Annotated in this window: 11 protein-coding genes; 4 read left to right on the top strand and 7 right to left on the bottom strand. The window is 62.9% G+C overall.

Annotation, left to right across the window (positions count from 1 at the left end):
* The first annotated feature begins 85 nt into the window (after positions 1–85).
* Complete coding sequence (locus tag V8J55_RS00345) at positions 86–1,717, top strand: class I adenylate-forming enzyme family protein (RefSeq protein ID WP_336443870.1); 1,632 nt, start codon at positions 86–88, stop codon at positions 1,715–1,717.
* 2 nt (positions 1,718–1,719) lie between these two features.
* Here the strand turns inward: V8J55_RS00345 and V8J55_RS00340 are convergent, their stop codons facing one another.
* Entirely contained in the window at positions 1,720–2,376 is a 657-nt protein-coding gene (locus V8J55_RS00340) for a TetR/AcrR family transcriptional regulator (protein WP_336443869.1), read from the bottom strand.
* Between the two features lie 70 nt (positions 2,377–2,446).
* On the opposite strand from V8J55_RS00340, the gene V8J55_RS00335 reads away from it, so the two are divergent.
* From V8J55_RS00335 to V8J55_RS00325, 3 genes are all read left to right on the top strand, one after another.
* Entirely contained in the window at positions 2,447–3,193 is a 747-nt protein-coding gene (locus V8J55_RS00335) for a glucose 1-dehydrogenase (RefSeq protein WP_336443868.1), read from the top strand.
* 87 nt (positions 3,194–3,280) lie between these two features.
* A complete protein-coding gene (locus tag V8J55_RS00330; protein WP_336443867.1) occupies positions 3,281–4,504 on the top strand; it encodes an NAD(P)/FAD-dependent oxidoreductase in 1,224 nt (407 codons plus the stop codon).
* A 13-nt stretch (positions 4,505–4,517) separates the two neighbouring features.
* Positions 4,518–4,835, top strand: coding sequence for a 2Fe-2S iron-sulfur cluster-binding protein (locus V8J55_RS00325; RefSeq protein WP_336443866.1), 318 nt, complete (start codon positions 4,518–4,520; stop codon positions 4,833–4,835).
* Positions 4,836–5,144: 309 nt separating this feature from the next.
* Here the strand turns inward: V8J55_RS00325 and V8J55_RS00320 are convergent, their stop codons facing one another.
* The 6 genes from V8J55_RS00320 to V8J55_RS00295 all read right to left on the bottom strand — a co-directional run bounded on the left by V8J55_RS00320 (position 5,145) and on the right by V8J55_RS00295 (position 13,434).
* Positions 5,145–5,591, bottom strand: coding sequence for a carboxymuconolactone decarboxylase family protein (locus tag V8J55_RS00320; protein WP_336443865.1), 447 nt, complete (start codon positions 5,589–5,591; stop codon positions 5,145–5,147).
* 411 nt (positions 5,592–6,002) lie between these two features.
* Positions 6,003–6,293: a CtrA inhibitor SciP gene (sciP, locus tag V8J55_RS00315; RefSeq protein ID WP_336443864.1), complete on the bottom strand. Its 291-nt coding sequence runs from the start codon at positions 6,291–6,293 to the stop codon at positions 6,003–6,005.
* A gap of 363 nt (positions 6,294–6,656) precedes the next feature.
* A complete protein-coding gene (locus V8J55_RS00310; RefSeq protein ID WP_336443863.1) occupies positions 6,657–7,187 on the bottom strand; it encodes an OmpH family outer membrane protein in 531 nt (176 codons plus the stop codon).
* A gap of 19 nt (positions 7,188–7,206) precedes the next feature.
* A complete protein-coding gene (locus V8J55_RS00305; RefSeq protein ID WP_336443862.1) occupies positions 7,207–7,647 on the bottom strand; it encodes a hypothetical protein in 441 nt (146 codons plus the stop codon).
* A 41-nt stretch (positions 7,648–7,688) separates the two neighbouring features.
* Positions 7,689–12,674, bottom strand: a complete 4,986-nt coding sequence (locus V8J55_RS00300) for a YadA-like family protein (protein WP_336443861.1) — start codon at positions 12,672–12,674, stop codon at positions 7,689–7,691.
* A gap of 142 nt (positions 12,675–12,816) precedes the next feature.
* Entirely contained in the window at positions 12,817–13,434 is a 618-nt protein-coding gene (locus V8J55_RS00295; protein WP_336443860.1) for a hypothetical protein, read from the bottom strand.
* Between the last annotated feature and the right edge of the window lie 38 nt (positions 13,435–13,472).

Genomic DNA, 13,472 nt, shown 5'->3' with positions numbered 1-13,472 from the left:
AATCGGACAGTCAACAATAGCGTTGACAGATTGCTCGGGACTACGCATGAGTGACGACGCGCACAAAAAAGATGCGGGAGAGGATATGAGTTTCGACAGCTGGTCAGCGACGGCGACGCTTGGCGACTTGCTGGTGCAAAGCGCCAGCCGGTTCCCCGAACGCAAGGCGATCGTGTTCCCCGAGAGCGCAATCACCTATACCGCGCTGCTGGAAGGGGCGGTGGCAGTCGCTCGCGGTATCATCGGATTGGGGATTGCACCCCGATCGAACGTCGGCCTGCTCGCCAATAACGGACACGAACTCGTCACCGGGCTGTTCGGGGCATGGCTCGCCAATTGCGTGGCAGTCCCGCTTAACGCGCGGCACAAGGAACATGAGCTGGGATATATCATCAACAACGCGCAGATCGCGGTGTTGCTGACCGCTGCCGGCGATACCAGTCACGTCGATTTTCGCGACAGCATCGCCAGCGCGCTGCCTTCGCTCGCGGACGCCGCCACAGGCGATCTCGCGCTAACCGAAGCGCCGATGCTCCGGCATGTCGTGTTACTCTCCGGCGATGCTCCACCTGCCTTTACCGACGCCGCGACCTTTGCTGCGGCCGGTAGCAAAGTGGGGGCAGGCGAGGTCGATCGCCGCCGCCGCTGTACGCGCCTGCGCGATACCGCGACGATCATTTACACCTCGGGCACGACCGCCAACCCCAAGGGGTGCATGCTGACGCACGAGGCGATGTCACGCGGTCCCGTCGAGCGCGCCGACAAGCGCTTCCGCTCGGGCGAATGCGACGTCACCTGGGGGGGCGGGCCGCTGTTTCATATCGGCTCGCTCGCGCCCTTCATCGGCTCGATCGGCGCGTCGGGCACCTATTTGACCGATACCTTCTTCAACCCGGCCCGCGCCGTCGCGCTGATGAAGCGCGAAGGGGTCACTGCGATGTGGCCTTGGTTTCCGGCGATCCTCCAGCCTTTGCTCGACCAGCCCGACTTTGTCGCCGCGACCGAAAAGGTCCGCGCGATGTTGCTGATCGGACCCGAGGCGCTGGTCGACCGGGTCCAGAAATTGCTTCCCGAGGCCGAGATCATGCAGGCCTGCGGGATGACCGAAACCTCCGGTATTTTCGCGCTCAGCGACCCCGACGAAACGCCGCAGCAACGCGCAACCAGCAATGGCAAAGCGGTCCCCGGCATCGAACTGCGTATCGTGGACGAGGATGGCGCCGACGTGCCGCCGGGAACGGTCGGCGAAATCTGGGTCCGCGGCTATTGCGTGATGGAGGGCTATTACCGCGATCCGGTTAAAAGTGCCGAAGCGCTCGATGCCGATGGCTGGCTACATACAGGCGACCTCTATACCCGTAGCGCCGACGGCCGCCTGATCTTCAATGGCCGCGCGAAGGACATGCTCAAGGTCGGGGGCGAGAATGTCGCCGCGATCGAGGTGGAGGCGTATCTTTGCAGCCATCCCGCGGTGCGAATTGCCGAAGTCGTCGGCCGCCCCGATCCCCGATTGGACGAGGTGCCTATCGCCTTTGTCGAGCTGATGCCCGGCTTCGAGGCGAGCGCCGACGAGCTCATCGCGCACTGCAAGGGACGGATCGCGGGCTATAAAGTCCCGCGCGCGGTGCATTTCGTGAAGGCCGAGGATTGGCCGATGTCGGCGACAAAGGTCAACAAGCGGGAATTGCGAGCCTGGCTCGCCCAGCTCGAGCCATGAGGTCAGTCCTTGCGGCGTGCCATCCCGTCGAAGAAGATATCGCTGAACCCTTCGGACACTTCGAGCGCGGGATGCGCGCCGCCCGGTTGGTACCAGCGGTGCGTCCAGTTGAGCATGCCGAACACCGCGTTCGCGGCGACCGACACCGGAATGTCGGAGCGCATCTCGCCCCGCTCGATCAGTTCGGAAATCAGGCTCATCACGATGCGTTCGAACTTGCGCGTCTGGCTGATGATCTGCTGCGCCCACGCACTTTTTTCGCCGGCGATGCGGTTCATCTCTTCCTGGATGTAGACATACATGTGCGGATAATGCTGGTCGTAGGCGCTCATCAGCTGGTTGATGACGCCGCGCAGCCTCTCCGCGGTGGACAGGGCGGGATCGTTGGCGATCCGCTCGCACTCGTTGATATTGTCGTCGACTCCGACACGCAGGCACTCGCGGAACAATTCCTCCTTGCTGCCGAAATAATAATAGACCGTCGCCCGGTCGAGCCCCGCCTTATGGCCGATCTCCGCCAGCGTCGTCGCGCGGAAGCCGTTGTTTTTAAACTGGCGTCCGGCGATCTCGACCAGCTCGGCGCGCTTGGCCAGATAGTCGGTGCTGCCGTCTTCGAGGGCCGTTTTGCGGCGGCGGGAAATGTTGCTCGATTGCGCCATGGCCGCCTGCCTACCCCCCAACCGGCCGCAATTCCACACTTATTCATACCGCAATATCAGGAGAGAGAAGATGGGTCAGCTCGACGGGAAGATCGCCATTGTCACCGGCGCATCGCGCGGCATGGGCGCGTCGCATGCGCGGCGCTTCGTTGCAGAAGGGGGGCAGGTGCTGCTCACCGATATGCGTGCCGATGTGGGCGACGCTCTGGCGACGGAGCTTGGCAGTCAGGCCGCTTTCGCCGAACATGATGTGACGAATGCCGCCGACTGGCAGCGCATCGTCGCGATCGCAGAAGACAAATTCGGACCAGTGACGGTGCTGGTTAACAACGCCGGAATATTGGGACCGATGGCCAAGACGGCCGATGTGTCAGAAGCCGATTATATGCATGTCTGCGCCGTCAACCAGCACAGCATTTATCTTGGCATGCACGCGGTGATCCCGTCGATGCTCAAAGCCGGGAAGGGCTCGATCGTGAACATTTCCTCGATAGCCGGGCTGGTGGCCAACTATGGATTTCCAAGCCTTGCCTATGTCGCGAGCAAATTTGCGGTGCGTGGGATGACCAAGGCAGCAGCGGTCGAATATGGTCCCGACAATATCCGCGCCAACTCGGTCCATCCCGGCTTCATCATGACCCCGATGATGGTCGAGGCAACCAACGAGGAGGGCGGCGACGCGCTCGCGCAAATCCCGCTGCGCCGTATCGCTGAGCCCGAGGAAGTATCCAATCTTGTCCTCTTCCTCGCCTCCGACCAATCCTCCTACATTACAGGCGCCGAGCATGTCATTGACGCCGGGATGACTGCGCAGTGACGAGCGGGATCAAGGTGGCATCTTTGCGGTTCGCAGGAGCCTGACGCCGTGGAGGATCGCAAGGTAGATGCTAGGGCGTTCGATGTTGTGATTGTTGGCGCGGGCCATGGCGGCGCGCAGGTGGCGATCATGCTGCGCACGCAGAAATTCACTGGCACCATCGCGATCATCGGCGACGAGCCCGAGCTTCCCTATGAGCGTCCGCCCCTATCGAAGGAATATTTCGCGGGCGAGAAAGAATTCGAACGCATCCAGCTGCGCCCCGCCAAATATTGGGACGAACGCGAAGTGACGATGCTGCTCGGCAAGCGCGTTGTCTCGGTCGACCCCGCTGCGCACAATGTCGCCACCGATGGCGGCGAGACGATTGGCTATGGGAAGCTCGTCTGGGCGACCGGCGGCGCTCCGCGCATGCTGCCGATCCCGGGCGGCGACCTGCCCGGCGTGCAGGGGGTGCGCACGCGCGCCGACGCCGACACGATGAAGGCGGCGTCCGAGACTGCGGGCCAGATCGTTGTGATCGGTGGCGGCTATATCGGGCTCGAGGCTGCGGCGGTGCTGCGCAAGGCGGGCAAGAAGGTCGTGCTGCTCGAAGTGCAAAAACGCGTGCTCGCGCGTGTCGCGGGCCACGAACTGTCGCGCTTCTATGAGCAGGAGCATCGCGACCATGGTGTCGACCTGCGCCTTGGCGTCGGCGTCGAGGCAATCGAGGGTGAGACGTGTGTCACCGGCGTGCGCCTATCGGACGGCGAAGTGATCCCCGCCGACCTCGTTATCGTCGGCATCGGCATCGTTCCCGCGGTCGAGCCGCTGATCGCGGCGGGCGCCGAAGGCAGCAACGGCGTGCTCGTCGACGCGCTCTGCAAGACGAGCCTTCCCGACATTTATGCGATCGGCGACTGCGCCGCGCATGAGAATCATTTTGCCGAAGGCGTCGTGATCCGGCTGGAATCGGTGCAGAATGCCAATGATCAGGCCAATGTCGTCGCCAAGGGCATCGTCGGCGACGAGGCGCCCTATCACGCGATCCCATGGTTCTGGTCGAACCAATATGACCTCAAGCTCCAGACCGCTGGGCTGTCGACCGGGCACGACCGCGCGGTGATGCGCGGCGATCCCGCGACGCGCAGCTTCTCGGTCGTCTACCTCAAAGAAGGCAAGGTGATCGCGATCGACTGCGTCAACGCGACCAAGGATTATGTCCAGGGCCGCATGATCGTCACCGCGGGGCTCGTGGCGACGGCCGAGCAACTCGCCGACACCGAAACGCCGCTGAAAACGCTGCTTTCGCTGGCGTCCAATCCAACATGATGGAGCTATCATTATGCCAAGCCTGACAATAGTCGACCGAAAAGGAACAGCGCATGCGCTCGAAGCCGACGCTGGCCTCAACCTGATGGAGATAATCCGCGAGCACGGCTTCGACGAACTGCTCGCGCTTTGTGGCGGATGCTGTTCGTGCGCGACTTGCCACGTCCACGTCGCGCCCGAATTCGTCGGGAAGGTGGCATCTATGTGCGAAGACGAAAGCGATCTCTTGGACAGTTCGTCCGACCGCAACGAAACGTCGCGATTATCTTGTCAGCTTCCCTTTGGTGACCACCTCGACGGCATTCAGGTGACCATCGCGCGCGATGATTAGGGTCGGCCGAGCGTGACAAGAGTTTTCGAAGGTTTGAGAGTGTGCGTCCGCTTCCCTTTTGACGTACGCAAGCTGTCTCGCCGACAATGTCCGCTATTCGCGTTTTTCATCGGAAAGCAGACCGACCGCTAACGGCCATAAGCGACGATTTCCCGAAAAAGAACGCCCGCCCGATCGAAATCGGACGGGCGTAAGATGAAGAGCCGTGTTTCCTGAAAGGAAGAGCCCTCCTGGGTCGCATGGCGCGGTTAGTCTCGCCAATCGACTTGATATTGTACGGCGACGCCAAAAAAGAGCAGCGCTCACGCCTCAGGGCTTGGCCGCAACCGAAAGACGGAATGGTGCGCCGAGCCTGTTGAAGGCGTTCATCGCCGCAATCGCGATCGTCAGGTCCACGAGGTCTTTCGGCTCGAATGCCTCGGCTGCTGCTGCATAGGCCTCGTCGGAAGCATGGGTCTCGCTGACGCGAGTGACTTCCTCCGCCCAAGCCAGTGCTGCGCGATACTGGTCGGGGAAGAGATGCGGCACTTCATGCCACACCGGAAGGAGCGCGACCTTGTCGATTGGCATGGTCTTGAGCAGGTCCCGGGTATGCAGATCGATGCAGTGCGCGCATCCGTTGATCTGGGATACTCGCAGGAAGACGAGGTGGACCAGCTCGTCCGGGAGCGCGGTGTTGTGAGTGACATAATGGTGCACACCGTACAGGGCCTTCGCTCCGGCGGGAGCGACTTCGGACCAATTCAACCGATTCATCTGATCTTCCTTTCTTCCTGAGCCGATATCGGCGTCACCATGACTGACGAGCGGGAGCCCGCCGCTGTGACATCCCGAGCAAATAAAATGCCGGTTCGACCGGATGTTGGCGAAAGGGATTGGAAGAAAGGTCCAAGATTGATCTAGCGCAGTGTACCGATCAGGCCGCGCCAGGAAACGAGGGGCCACGGAATTGTCGTACCGCTACAGAATGTCCGCTTATCTGGAATCGGAGTTGAAAGCCGCCTGACCCCAACCGGCCATTTGTAACCGCGCACATAGCTGTTCCAAGCGGGGGCTGATGTCCAGTCAGCATCGTCGCACGCCGTGGACGACGCGAGGAGGACCAACTACCTCGCGCCGTCGATACCGCGCCCAGTGGTGGGGGTGGCGCGGCATTTCTGGTTTAAACTACAAGGGATGACGATAGCGGTGGTCCTTCGTAATACGAAGTCCGGCAACGCCGGCGTCGGCCATCGAGCGCCGCCACGCAATGATCTCCTCGAGACTTAATCGATATCGCTCACAGGCCTCGTCGACAGTCAGCAAACCGCCGTCGATGGCGGCGAGCACTTCGGCCTTGCGCCGGCTCACCCAATAGGTGGTGGACGAGGCCGGCAAATCGCCGATCGTCAGACGACCGAACGGTCCGATGACCGATGTAGGCTTCGTGTCGCATTCGAACACCGCGAAGAACTCCATTCGCACGGCTCGCGCCGCCAACGTGCCCCCCAAACGGAGCTTGCGCCAAATTGGTTAACAAGATGTTGCCAATAACCGGTGTGCGACAGGCGGGACCATGAGGCAGCTTGGTTGAGCTTTTTTTGAGTCGGGACCTGAGCAAGAATTTGACGGAAATATTCGGGCTGTGCGCGCGCGTCGAACTCGATCATCATCTTAGCGCGAGGACCAGGACGGCCACTAGCAGGAGCATGAAGCTCACAAGCTCACTGCTTTTCAGTTTTCGCTGCATGTCTGACCAGATCGGCTGTCGAGATAAGCATCACGTTAATTTACGGCGGGAGGTCAAGCGCATGGCACGCTAGTCCATCATATCCGGTTTCGTTATTGCAACGCCACGCTTTGAAGCAGAGCGTCCATTTCGCGGGTGACGGCCGGCGTGATATCCATCGCGTTGTTCCAGCCGTAGCTGTTATCGCGCTCGAGGACGACGCTGCAGTTAGCTTTCGTCACCATACGGCCCAACGCCGTATTGAGAGCTTGGTCGATCTGCTGCTGCCCTCGCGTTTGTGCTGAGATGAATCGCGCATTTTGCTGCTGTTCAATCGCCTGAGCCTGTTGGTTGAGCGCGGAAATCTGCCGCTGATATTCGATTGGCGCCGTCGAATTCTGTCGCGTCTCGAGCGTTCGGCGTTGTTGATCGATCGAGGAACGCTGCCGGGCGAGATCGCCCGACAGCGCACCCTGCATCTGCTTGAGTTGTGCCTGCATCGACTGGCCGGCCCGCGACGCCGCGATAGCGCCGTTCCGGGAGAGCAAGCAAAGCCCCTGGATCGGCGGGCCGAAGGTCTGCGCCGACGCGGGGATGCTGGCGAAGGCAAGGACAGAGGCGGCGAAAGGAACGATTATGCGCATGACGCCACCTCTTGCCCAATCAGCTTGCCGCTGCAACCCGGTCGGCGCAAGATTGCTCCTGCCACACGACCTCGGAGACCACGACGCTATAGTGGCCGCGCGGACGCTCGAACCGGATTTCCATGCGGCAGCGCACGCGTTCCATGCTTCCCGGCGCGACGGGGAAGAAGAGGACGTAACTCCATCGCCGCGTAATTCCTTCAGCAAAATGCGGCGCACCGATCAGCGGATAGATGCTGAACTTGTCGACGCCGGGCGTGATCAGCCGGATCGTCGCCGGGGTGGTGGTGACGCCCAGCTTCTTGTGCTCCAGCACCACTGGCCGAAAGGCTGCGGGATCGACCGTCGCCTTATATATTGAAGCGGACGATGCGGACGACGGGCTATCTTCAGAGGCTGCGGCCGGGTTCATCAAACATGCGCCCGAGAGACAAAGGGCAGCGAAAAACTTGGTTTTCATAACATCCTCCTTGAGGAAAGAGTGATCAATGATGGACGAAATCAGAACTGGAACCCGACGCCCACATTGGCGCCGGCGCGCTGCTGCGTGTCGTACGTCGCACCAGCCTTGATGACGGTGCGGCCGTCGTCCATCACCCGCGACAGGCCGAGCGCGAAGGCCGATTCTCCGCGATAGGTACCCGCGCCGAAGGCGAGCATTCCGCGTCCTGGTTCAAAGGCTTGCGGAAGCCCCGCGGCGGCAAGCGCGCCCGCCGTACCGGCAAAGCTGTCACGTCGCGCGTTGCCCAGATCGAACTCGAAGTTCGCCAGCCGCGAGTCGGTATAGGCATTGGCTGAAGCCAGTGTGCTGGCGAGACCGTCACCCAATTGCTGGACATTGACCGCATCGGTCGGCGCGACGCCGGCGGCGACATTGTGCAGCGTCGTGGCCGATCCGCCCGGATTGAACGTGACCGAGTTGCCGGCGGCATCATATTGCACCGAATTATTGGCCAGCTGCTGGATCGGATAGAGCTGCGACCCGTTGACCGCATCGGTTGAGGTGGCGTTTATCGCGCCGGCTCCGACATTCTGGACGACATTGCCACCCATGTTGACGCTGGTGTTGGCGCCCACGTTGAGGCCGCCATTGGCATTGACCACGCCATTGAACGTGGGATTGTCCGCCATCGCGATCTGCAGTTGGTTGCCGCTCAATGTCACTACGGTGTTGGAGCCTGCGGTCACGTTGAGTGTGCCGTTCGAAGCGATATTGGTCGAAGCCCCGCCATTGGCCTGGATGTTCCAGCCGGCGCTCGCCGTCTGGTTCAGCGCCTGCAGCGCGTCGTTGACGTTGTTGTAATTGTTGCCGCCGACATTGAGGTTCGTGGTGACCGTTCCGGTCGTCGAATTGTAGGTCGAACCGCCCCCAAGTCCCGCCGCGACACTGTCGCCAAGATTGGTGACGTTGCTTTCGACCGTGGTCACGCGATTGTCGAGGTTGGTGACCGCCGTATTCTGGGCGCCGAGCGCATCGCCGACATTATTGTAGGTGTTTCCGCCTACATTATAGGTCGGTCCCGTATAGGCGCCAGTGGTCGGATTATAGGACGCTCCGCCGCCGAGGCTGGTGGCAGTATTTTGTGCCACCTGATTGAGCTGGCTGACATTCACCGCATCGGTCGGGGCGGAGCCCGCGGCGACGTTGGTGAGCTGCCGCTCTGCTCCCGCGCTGCCCACCGACACCTCGCCCGCCGAATTCTGCGGCGCGGCGAGGCCATAGCCCGCATAGCCGGTCCGCGATCCGACGCTCGTCGTCGCGCCCGCGCCGAGCGCGACGCTGCCCGCAAAGCTCGCGTTGGCGCCGGGGCCGATCGCGATCGACTGGATGCCGTTGGCGATCGAGTTGGTGCCGAAGGCGATGCCGTCGGCCTGGCTGACCCGGGCGTTCTGGCCGATCGCCGTACCTCCCGGTGCGGTCTGATCGACGATCGCGCCATTGCCGATGCCGATGCCATTGTCGCCATTGACCACCGTGGTCGGGCCGACCGCGATCGATTCCGCGCCGGCCGCGAGCGAGTCGACGGCGCTCGAATTGGCGTGGAAATATTGGATCGGCGTCACCGAAACCGACGAGATCGCACCCTGAAGCTGGCGCAGCGTTACGGCATCCTGCGCCGCGGTGCCGTCGGCGACATTCGTAATCTGGCGATATTCGCTCGTCGCCGCATTGCCGACCGAAACCGCGCCCAAGAGGGTCGCGTCGGTGGTATTATAGGGCACGAAACCGATGCCTGCCGGGATCGTGCCGCTCACCGGCGCAATCGCGCGATCGGCGACCGAGCCCGAGCCGAGCGCCAGCGACCCATCGACGGTGGCCTGGCTGTCCCGGCCAAGCGCGACCGTATTTGCCCCGGAAGCGGCCGCCTGATAGCCGAGCGCGGTCGAGCCCACGCCTTGGGCGAAGGCATCGGTTTCGGCGAGGCCGGTTTCGTTGGTGCGGGCATAACGAATGCCATCGCCATTCGCGTCTGTGTAAGTGGTCGAGGTGTCGCCGGCAATTTCGGTGAGCGCGTCGCCGAGGTTGGTTACGGTGCCCTCGACCGTGGTTACGCGGTTATCGAGATTGATGATGTCTCCCTCGACGGTGGTTACCCGGCCATCGAGATTGACGACATCGCCCTCGACGGTGGTTACCCGGCCATCGAGATTGGTAACATCGCCTTCGACGGTCGTCACACGCCCGTCGAGATTGGCGATATCGGTGGTGTTCTGCGTCACCTGCGTGTTCGTCGCGAACAACTGCGAACCGTTCACCGCGTCGGTCGAACTGCCGTTGATCCGGCCGGCCGCGACGTTGGTGATCGTCCGCTCGGCACCCAGCGCACCGATGCTCAGCGTCGACGTCGGCGCTGTGCCCGCAAAGGCATAGTTGGTGCCGCCGATCGTCGTACCCGTGGTCGCCACCGCAACATCGGTTGTCGAACCATTTCCGAGCGCGACATCCCCGGTATTGTTGGCGACCGCGTTCGGTCCGATCGCGACCGAGTCCGTTCCCAGCGCCTGGCTATCGGCCAGCACCGAGTTGGCGTGGAAATATTTGATCCCCGCGCCATTGTTGATGTTGGTGATCGTGTTGCCGAGGTTGGTGAGATCGCCTTCGACCGTTGTCACCCGGCCGTCGAGATTGGTGATATCGCCTTCCGTGGTCGTCACGCGCCCGTCGAGATTGGTGATGTCGGTGGTGTTCTGTGTCACTTGCGTGCCGATGCCGTCGACCGCCTGGTTGGTCGCGAACAGCTGCGAACCGTTGATCGCGTCGGTCGAGCCGCCGCTGATCCGGCCCGCCGCGACATTGGTAATCGTTCGTTCGGTGCCGGCCGCGCCGACGCTCACGGTGCTCGTCGGCGTGGTGCCGGCGAAGGCGTAATTGGCGCCATCGATCGTCGCCCCGGCCGTTGCCACCGCGACATCAGTCGTACTGCCCGAACCCAGCGCGACGTCACCCGCATTGTTGGCGATCGCGGTGTCACCGAACGCGATCGCGCCTGCCGCCAGCGCGCTGCTGGTGCTGCCGATCGCGACCGAGCCCTGACCGACAACGGTATTCTGGAAACCGATGCCGACCGCGCCTTGGGCTGCGGTGCCAGGCGTGCTGATCGCCTGTCCTCCACCGCCGACCATGTTGGTGTTGCCCATCGCCACCGATCCGTTGCCGGTCGCGGTGTTGTCCTTGCCCTGCGCCACCGCGCCGTCGCCGGTCGCGGTGCTGGGATCGCCGATCGCCACCGCGCCGTCGCCATTGGCGACGTTTCCGGCGCCGATCGCCACCGCTTTGCCGCCAGTGGCCATGGTGTTGGTGCCGATGGCGACCGAGTCCGCGGAATTGGCGACGGCGTTCGTTCCGGCAGCAATCGCGTTCTGGGCGCTCGCATTCGCAGTGTCGCCCATGGCCAGCGCGCTCGCGCCGCTCGCCAAAGCGCTAACCCCCAGCGCGGTCGAGCGCGCGAGGGTCGCACGGGTGCCGTTGCCGAGCGCTACAGCGGCAATGTCCGTACCTTCGGCGCCCGACCCGATCGCGATCGAACCGATTCCGCTCGACACAGCCGCATTGCCCAGTGCCAGTGCGAAGTTGCCCGAAGCGTTTGCGTTGGGACCGAGCGTTGCCGAGCTTATGCCCGACGCACGGGAATTTACCCCGATCGCAACGGCGAATTGGGCCGATGCCACGCTTTGGCGTCCGATCGCGGTAGCGTCGGCCACATTTGCCGTTACGTCCGTCCCGATGGCGATGGCGCTTTGAGCGAGAGCACCCGTTCCGACGCCGGTGCGTCCGCCCAGATAGACGGCGTTCACGCCGGTGGCGGTTGCTCCAAAGCCAATGGCAGTGGCGTTGGTCTGGCTGGCCAGGGCGTTGTGGCCGATCGATGTCGTCCCGTTGGCGGCGACGCCGATACCGGCATTGGTGCCGATCGCGACGTTGTCGCTGCCCGTGACCAGACTGCCTGCGGAGGCGGAGAGCGTAGCGTCATAGGCGACGGTGCCGTCGCCGGTCCCGAGGGCGACGTTGCGCGTGCCCGAGACGCCGGAGCCGGCGCCCCGCATCACGCTGGCGATACCGCCGCCCATCGCGGTATTCTGCGCCCCGCTCACGAGCGTCCCGGCCGCAATGCCCACCGCGACCGAGCTGGCATTGCCGGTGGTCGATCCAGCGCCGGCGCCCTGACCGACCGCAACGGTGCTGGTGCCGATGGCCAAGGCCTGCGCTCCGAGCGCGAGCGAGCTGTTACCGGTCGCCCGGGCGCCGTTGCCGACGGCGGTGGCCGCGATATCCGTCGCCTGACTCAGGCTGCCGATAGCGACAGAATTGGTGCTGATTGCCTGGCTCGACACGCCGACGGCCGTGGCGGCGGCGCCGGCAGTAGATGTGGAGCCGATGGCCGTCCCATTGGCACCGCTTGCGGTGGAGTTGACACCAAAGGCCGATGCTCCATCTGCAATGGCGCGGGCGTTTCCGCCCACGGCGAGCGCGTTGACGCCGGTCGCGTTTGCAAAAACACCAATGCCTATGGCGTTGAGGCCGCTGGCCCCCATCGAATAACCAATGGCGATCGAAGCATTGCCCGTCGCAGTGGCGGCGGTGCCAATCGCCACGCCGTTGTCGCCGTTCACATCGGCGTTGGCGCCGATTGCGGTCGAGGCGGAGCCGGTAACGTTGCTGCCACAACCAATGGCGGTGCTTTGATTCCCTGCGGAGGGATTGGTGCAGTTGGCGGTGTTGGTCAGCACCCCGTTACCAATAACGGTCTGCCCGAACGCCGCCTGCGGGGCCATCATGCCCATCGCAAGCACGGCGGCCATCCCGCCGCCGCCGAGGGCGCCCAGTCCAAGCTGGTCGCGGTTCACTCCGAGCACACGGTGTGCCCGACGCAGCACCGCCATCAACCGGCGCCGCTGGGTCCAGCCCATCCCTGCCGCGCCCAGTACCCAGCTTTGTGCCAGTTCCGCATTGCGTCGTCCGTTCGATACAGTCTCGAAATTGCTCATGATATTTCTCCTGCTCTGGCCCGATCCGATCGATGATATCGGGTGCTAAAAGGGCGCAGAGAGCCATCGCGCGACAAGGCACGCCCGGAATCTGCGGTTTGTTGGAATGATCGACAGCCGCCCTGCGGACGCCGGCTTCTGGCTAGGGTGTCTGGCTGCCCGGCGTGACGGTAACGACCACGCAGCTTGCGCCGCTCGCGATCATCAGCGCCTGTCCTTGTCCGCCGCCGAGTTGATAGACTGGAACGCCCGACAAGTCGGCCGCGGAGATGCTCCCAGCCGGCAGATCCTTCACAACCTGCTGGCACGGCTTTTGAAAGGGGGCGACCCGCACGAAATGTCCCTCGCAGCCGTTCGCCGAGGGCGCGGCGAAGACCAGCCCCGCTGCCTTTCCTTTCAGATCAGGCAAATTATACGTCATGCCGACGGTGCCTTGAACGATATGTGCGTCGGGCGCTTGTTTGTTCGTCTCGGTGCGCACCGCATAGTCGGCGCCATGCGAGACCAAGTCGCCCAGCACCGAATAAAGCCGGGCGCATTTTTGGGCCCCAAGCTTTCTGGCCTGTTCGGAGAACACGCGAGCGCCGGTTGAAGTGGCCTCGGCCGTGAGCGGAGGGGTGGGAGCCGTCGTTGGCGCTGCGGACGCGGTAGTGCCGGCTATGCTAACGATCGCTAAGCCAACCAGGAGAATTCTCTTCGTCTGCTTCAAAAGAGTCAGGGCTCCAACCTCCACATCATGGAGTTCTACGTAATTCTTCATATGACGACCCCTATTTTAATTGAAATATACGTATACTT

Source organism: Sphingopyxis sp. CCNWLW2 (assembly GCF_037095755.1).
In the GTDB taxonomy this organism is placed as follows: Bacteria; Pseudomonadota; Alphaproteobacteria; order Sphingomonadales; family Sphingomonadaceae; genus Sphingopyxis.
Note: the sequence above shows the minus strand (reverse complement) of the source record. Positions and strands in the feature narration are given on the sequence as shown.

Bases quoted from the DNA above. Each gene is read 5' to 3' on its own strand.
- V8J55_RS00345 (WP_336443870.1), top strand. From the start codon at position 86: ATGAGTTTCGACAGCTGGTCAGCGACGGCGACGCTTGGCGACTTGCTG.
- V8J55_RS00340 (WP_336443869.1), bottom strand. From the start codon at position 2,376: ATGGCGCAATCGAGCAACATTTCCCGCCGCCGCAAAACGGCCCTCGAA.
- V8J55_RS00335 (WP_336443868.1), top strand. From the start codon at position 2,447: ATGGGTCAGCTCGACGGGAAGATCGCCATTGTCACCGGCGCATCGCGC.
- V8J55_RS00325 (WP_336443866.1), top strand. From the start codon at position 4,518: ATGCCAAGCCTGACAATAGTCGACCGAAAAGGAACAGCGCATGCGCTC.
- V8J55_RS00320 (WP_336443865.1), bottom strand. From the start codon at position 5,591: ATGAATCGGTTGAATTGGTCCGAAGTCGCTCCCGCCGGAGCGAAGGCC.
- sciP (WP_336443864.1), bottom strand. From the start codon at position 6,293: ATGGAGTTCTTCGCGGTGTTCGAATGCGACACGAAGCCTACATCGGTC.
- V8J55_RS00310 (WP_336443863.1), bottom strand. From the start codon at position 7,187: ATGCGCATAATCGTTCCTTTCGCCGCCTCTGTCCTTGCCTTCGCCAGC.
- V8J55_RS00305 (WP_336443862.1), bottom strand. From the start codon at position 7,647: ATGAAAACCAAGTTTTTCGCTGCCCTTTGTCTCTCGGGCGCATGTTTG.
- V8J55_RS00300 (WP_336443861.1), bottom strand. From the start codon at position 12,674: ATGAGCAATTTCGAGACTGTATCGAACGGACGACGCAATGCGGAACTG.
- V8J55_RS00295 (WP_336443860.1), bottom strand. From the start codon at position 13,434: ATGAAGAATTACGTAGAACTCCATGATGTGGAGGTTGGAGCCCTGACT.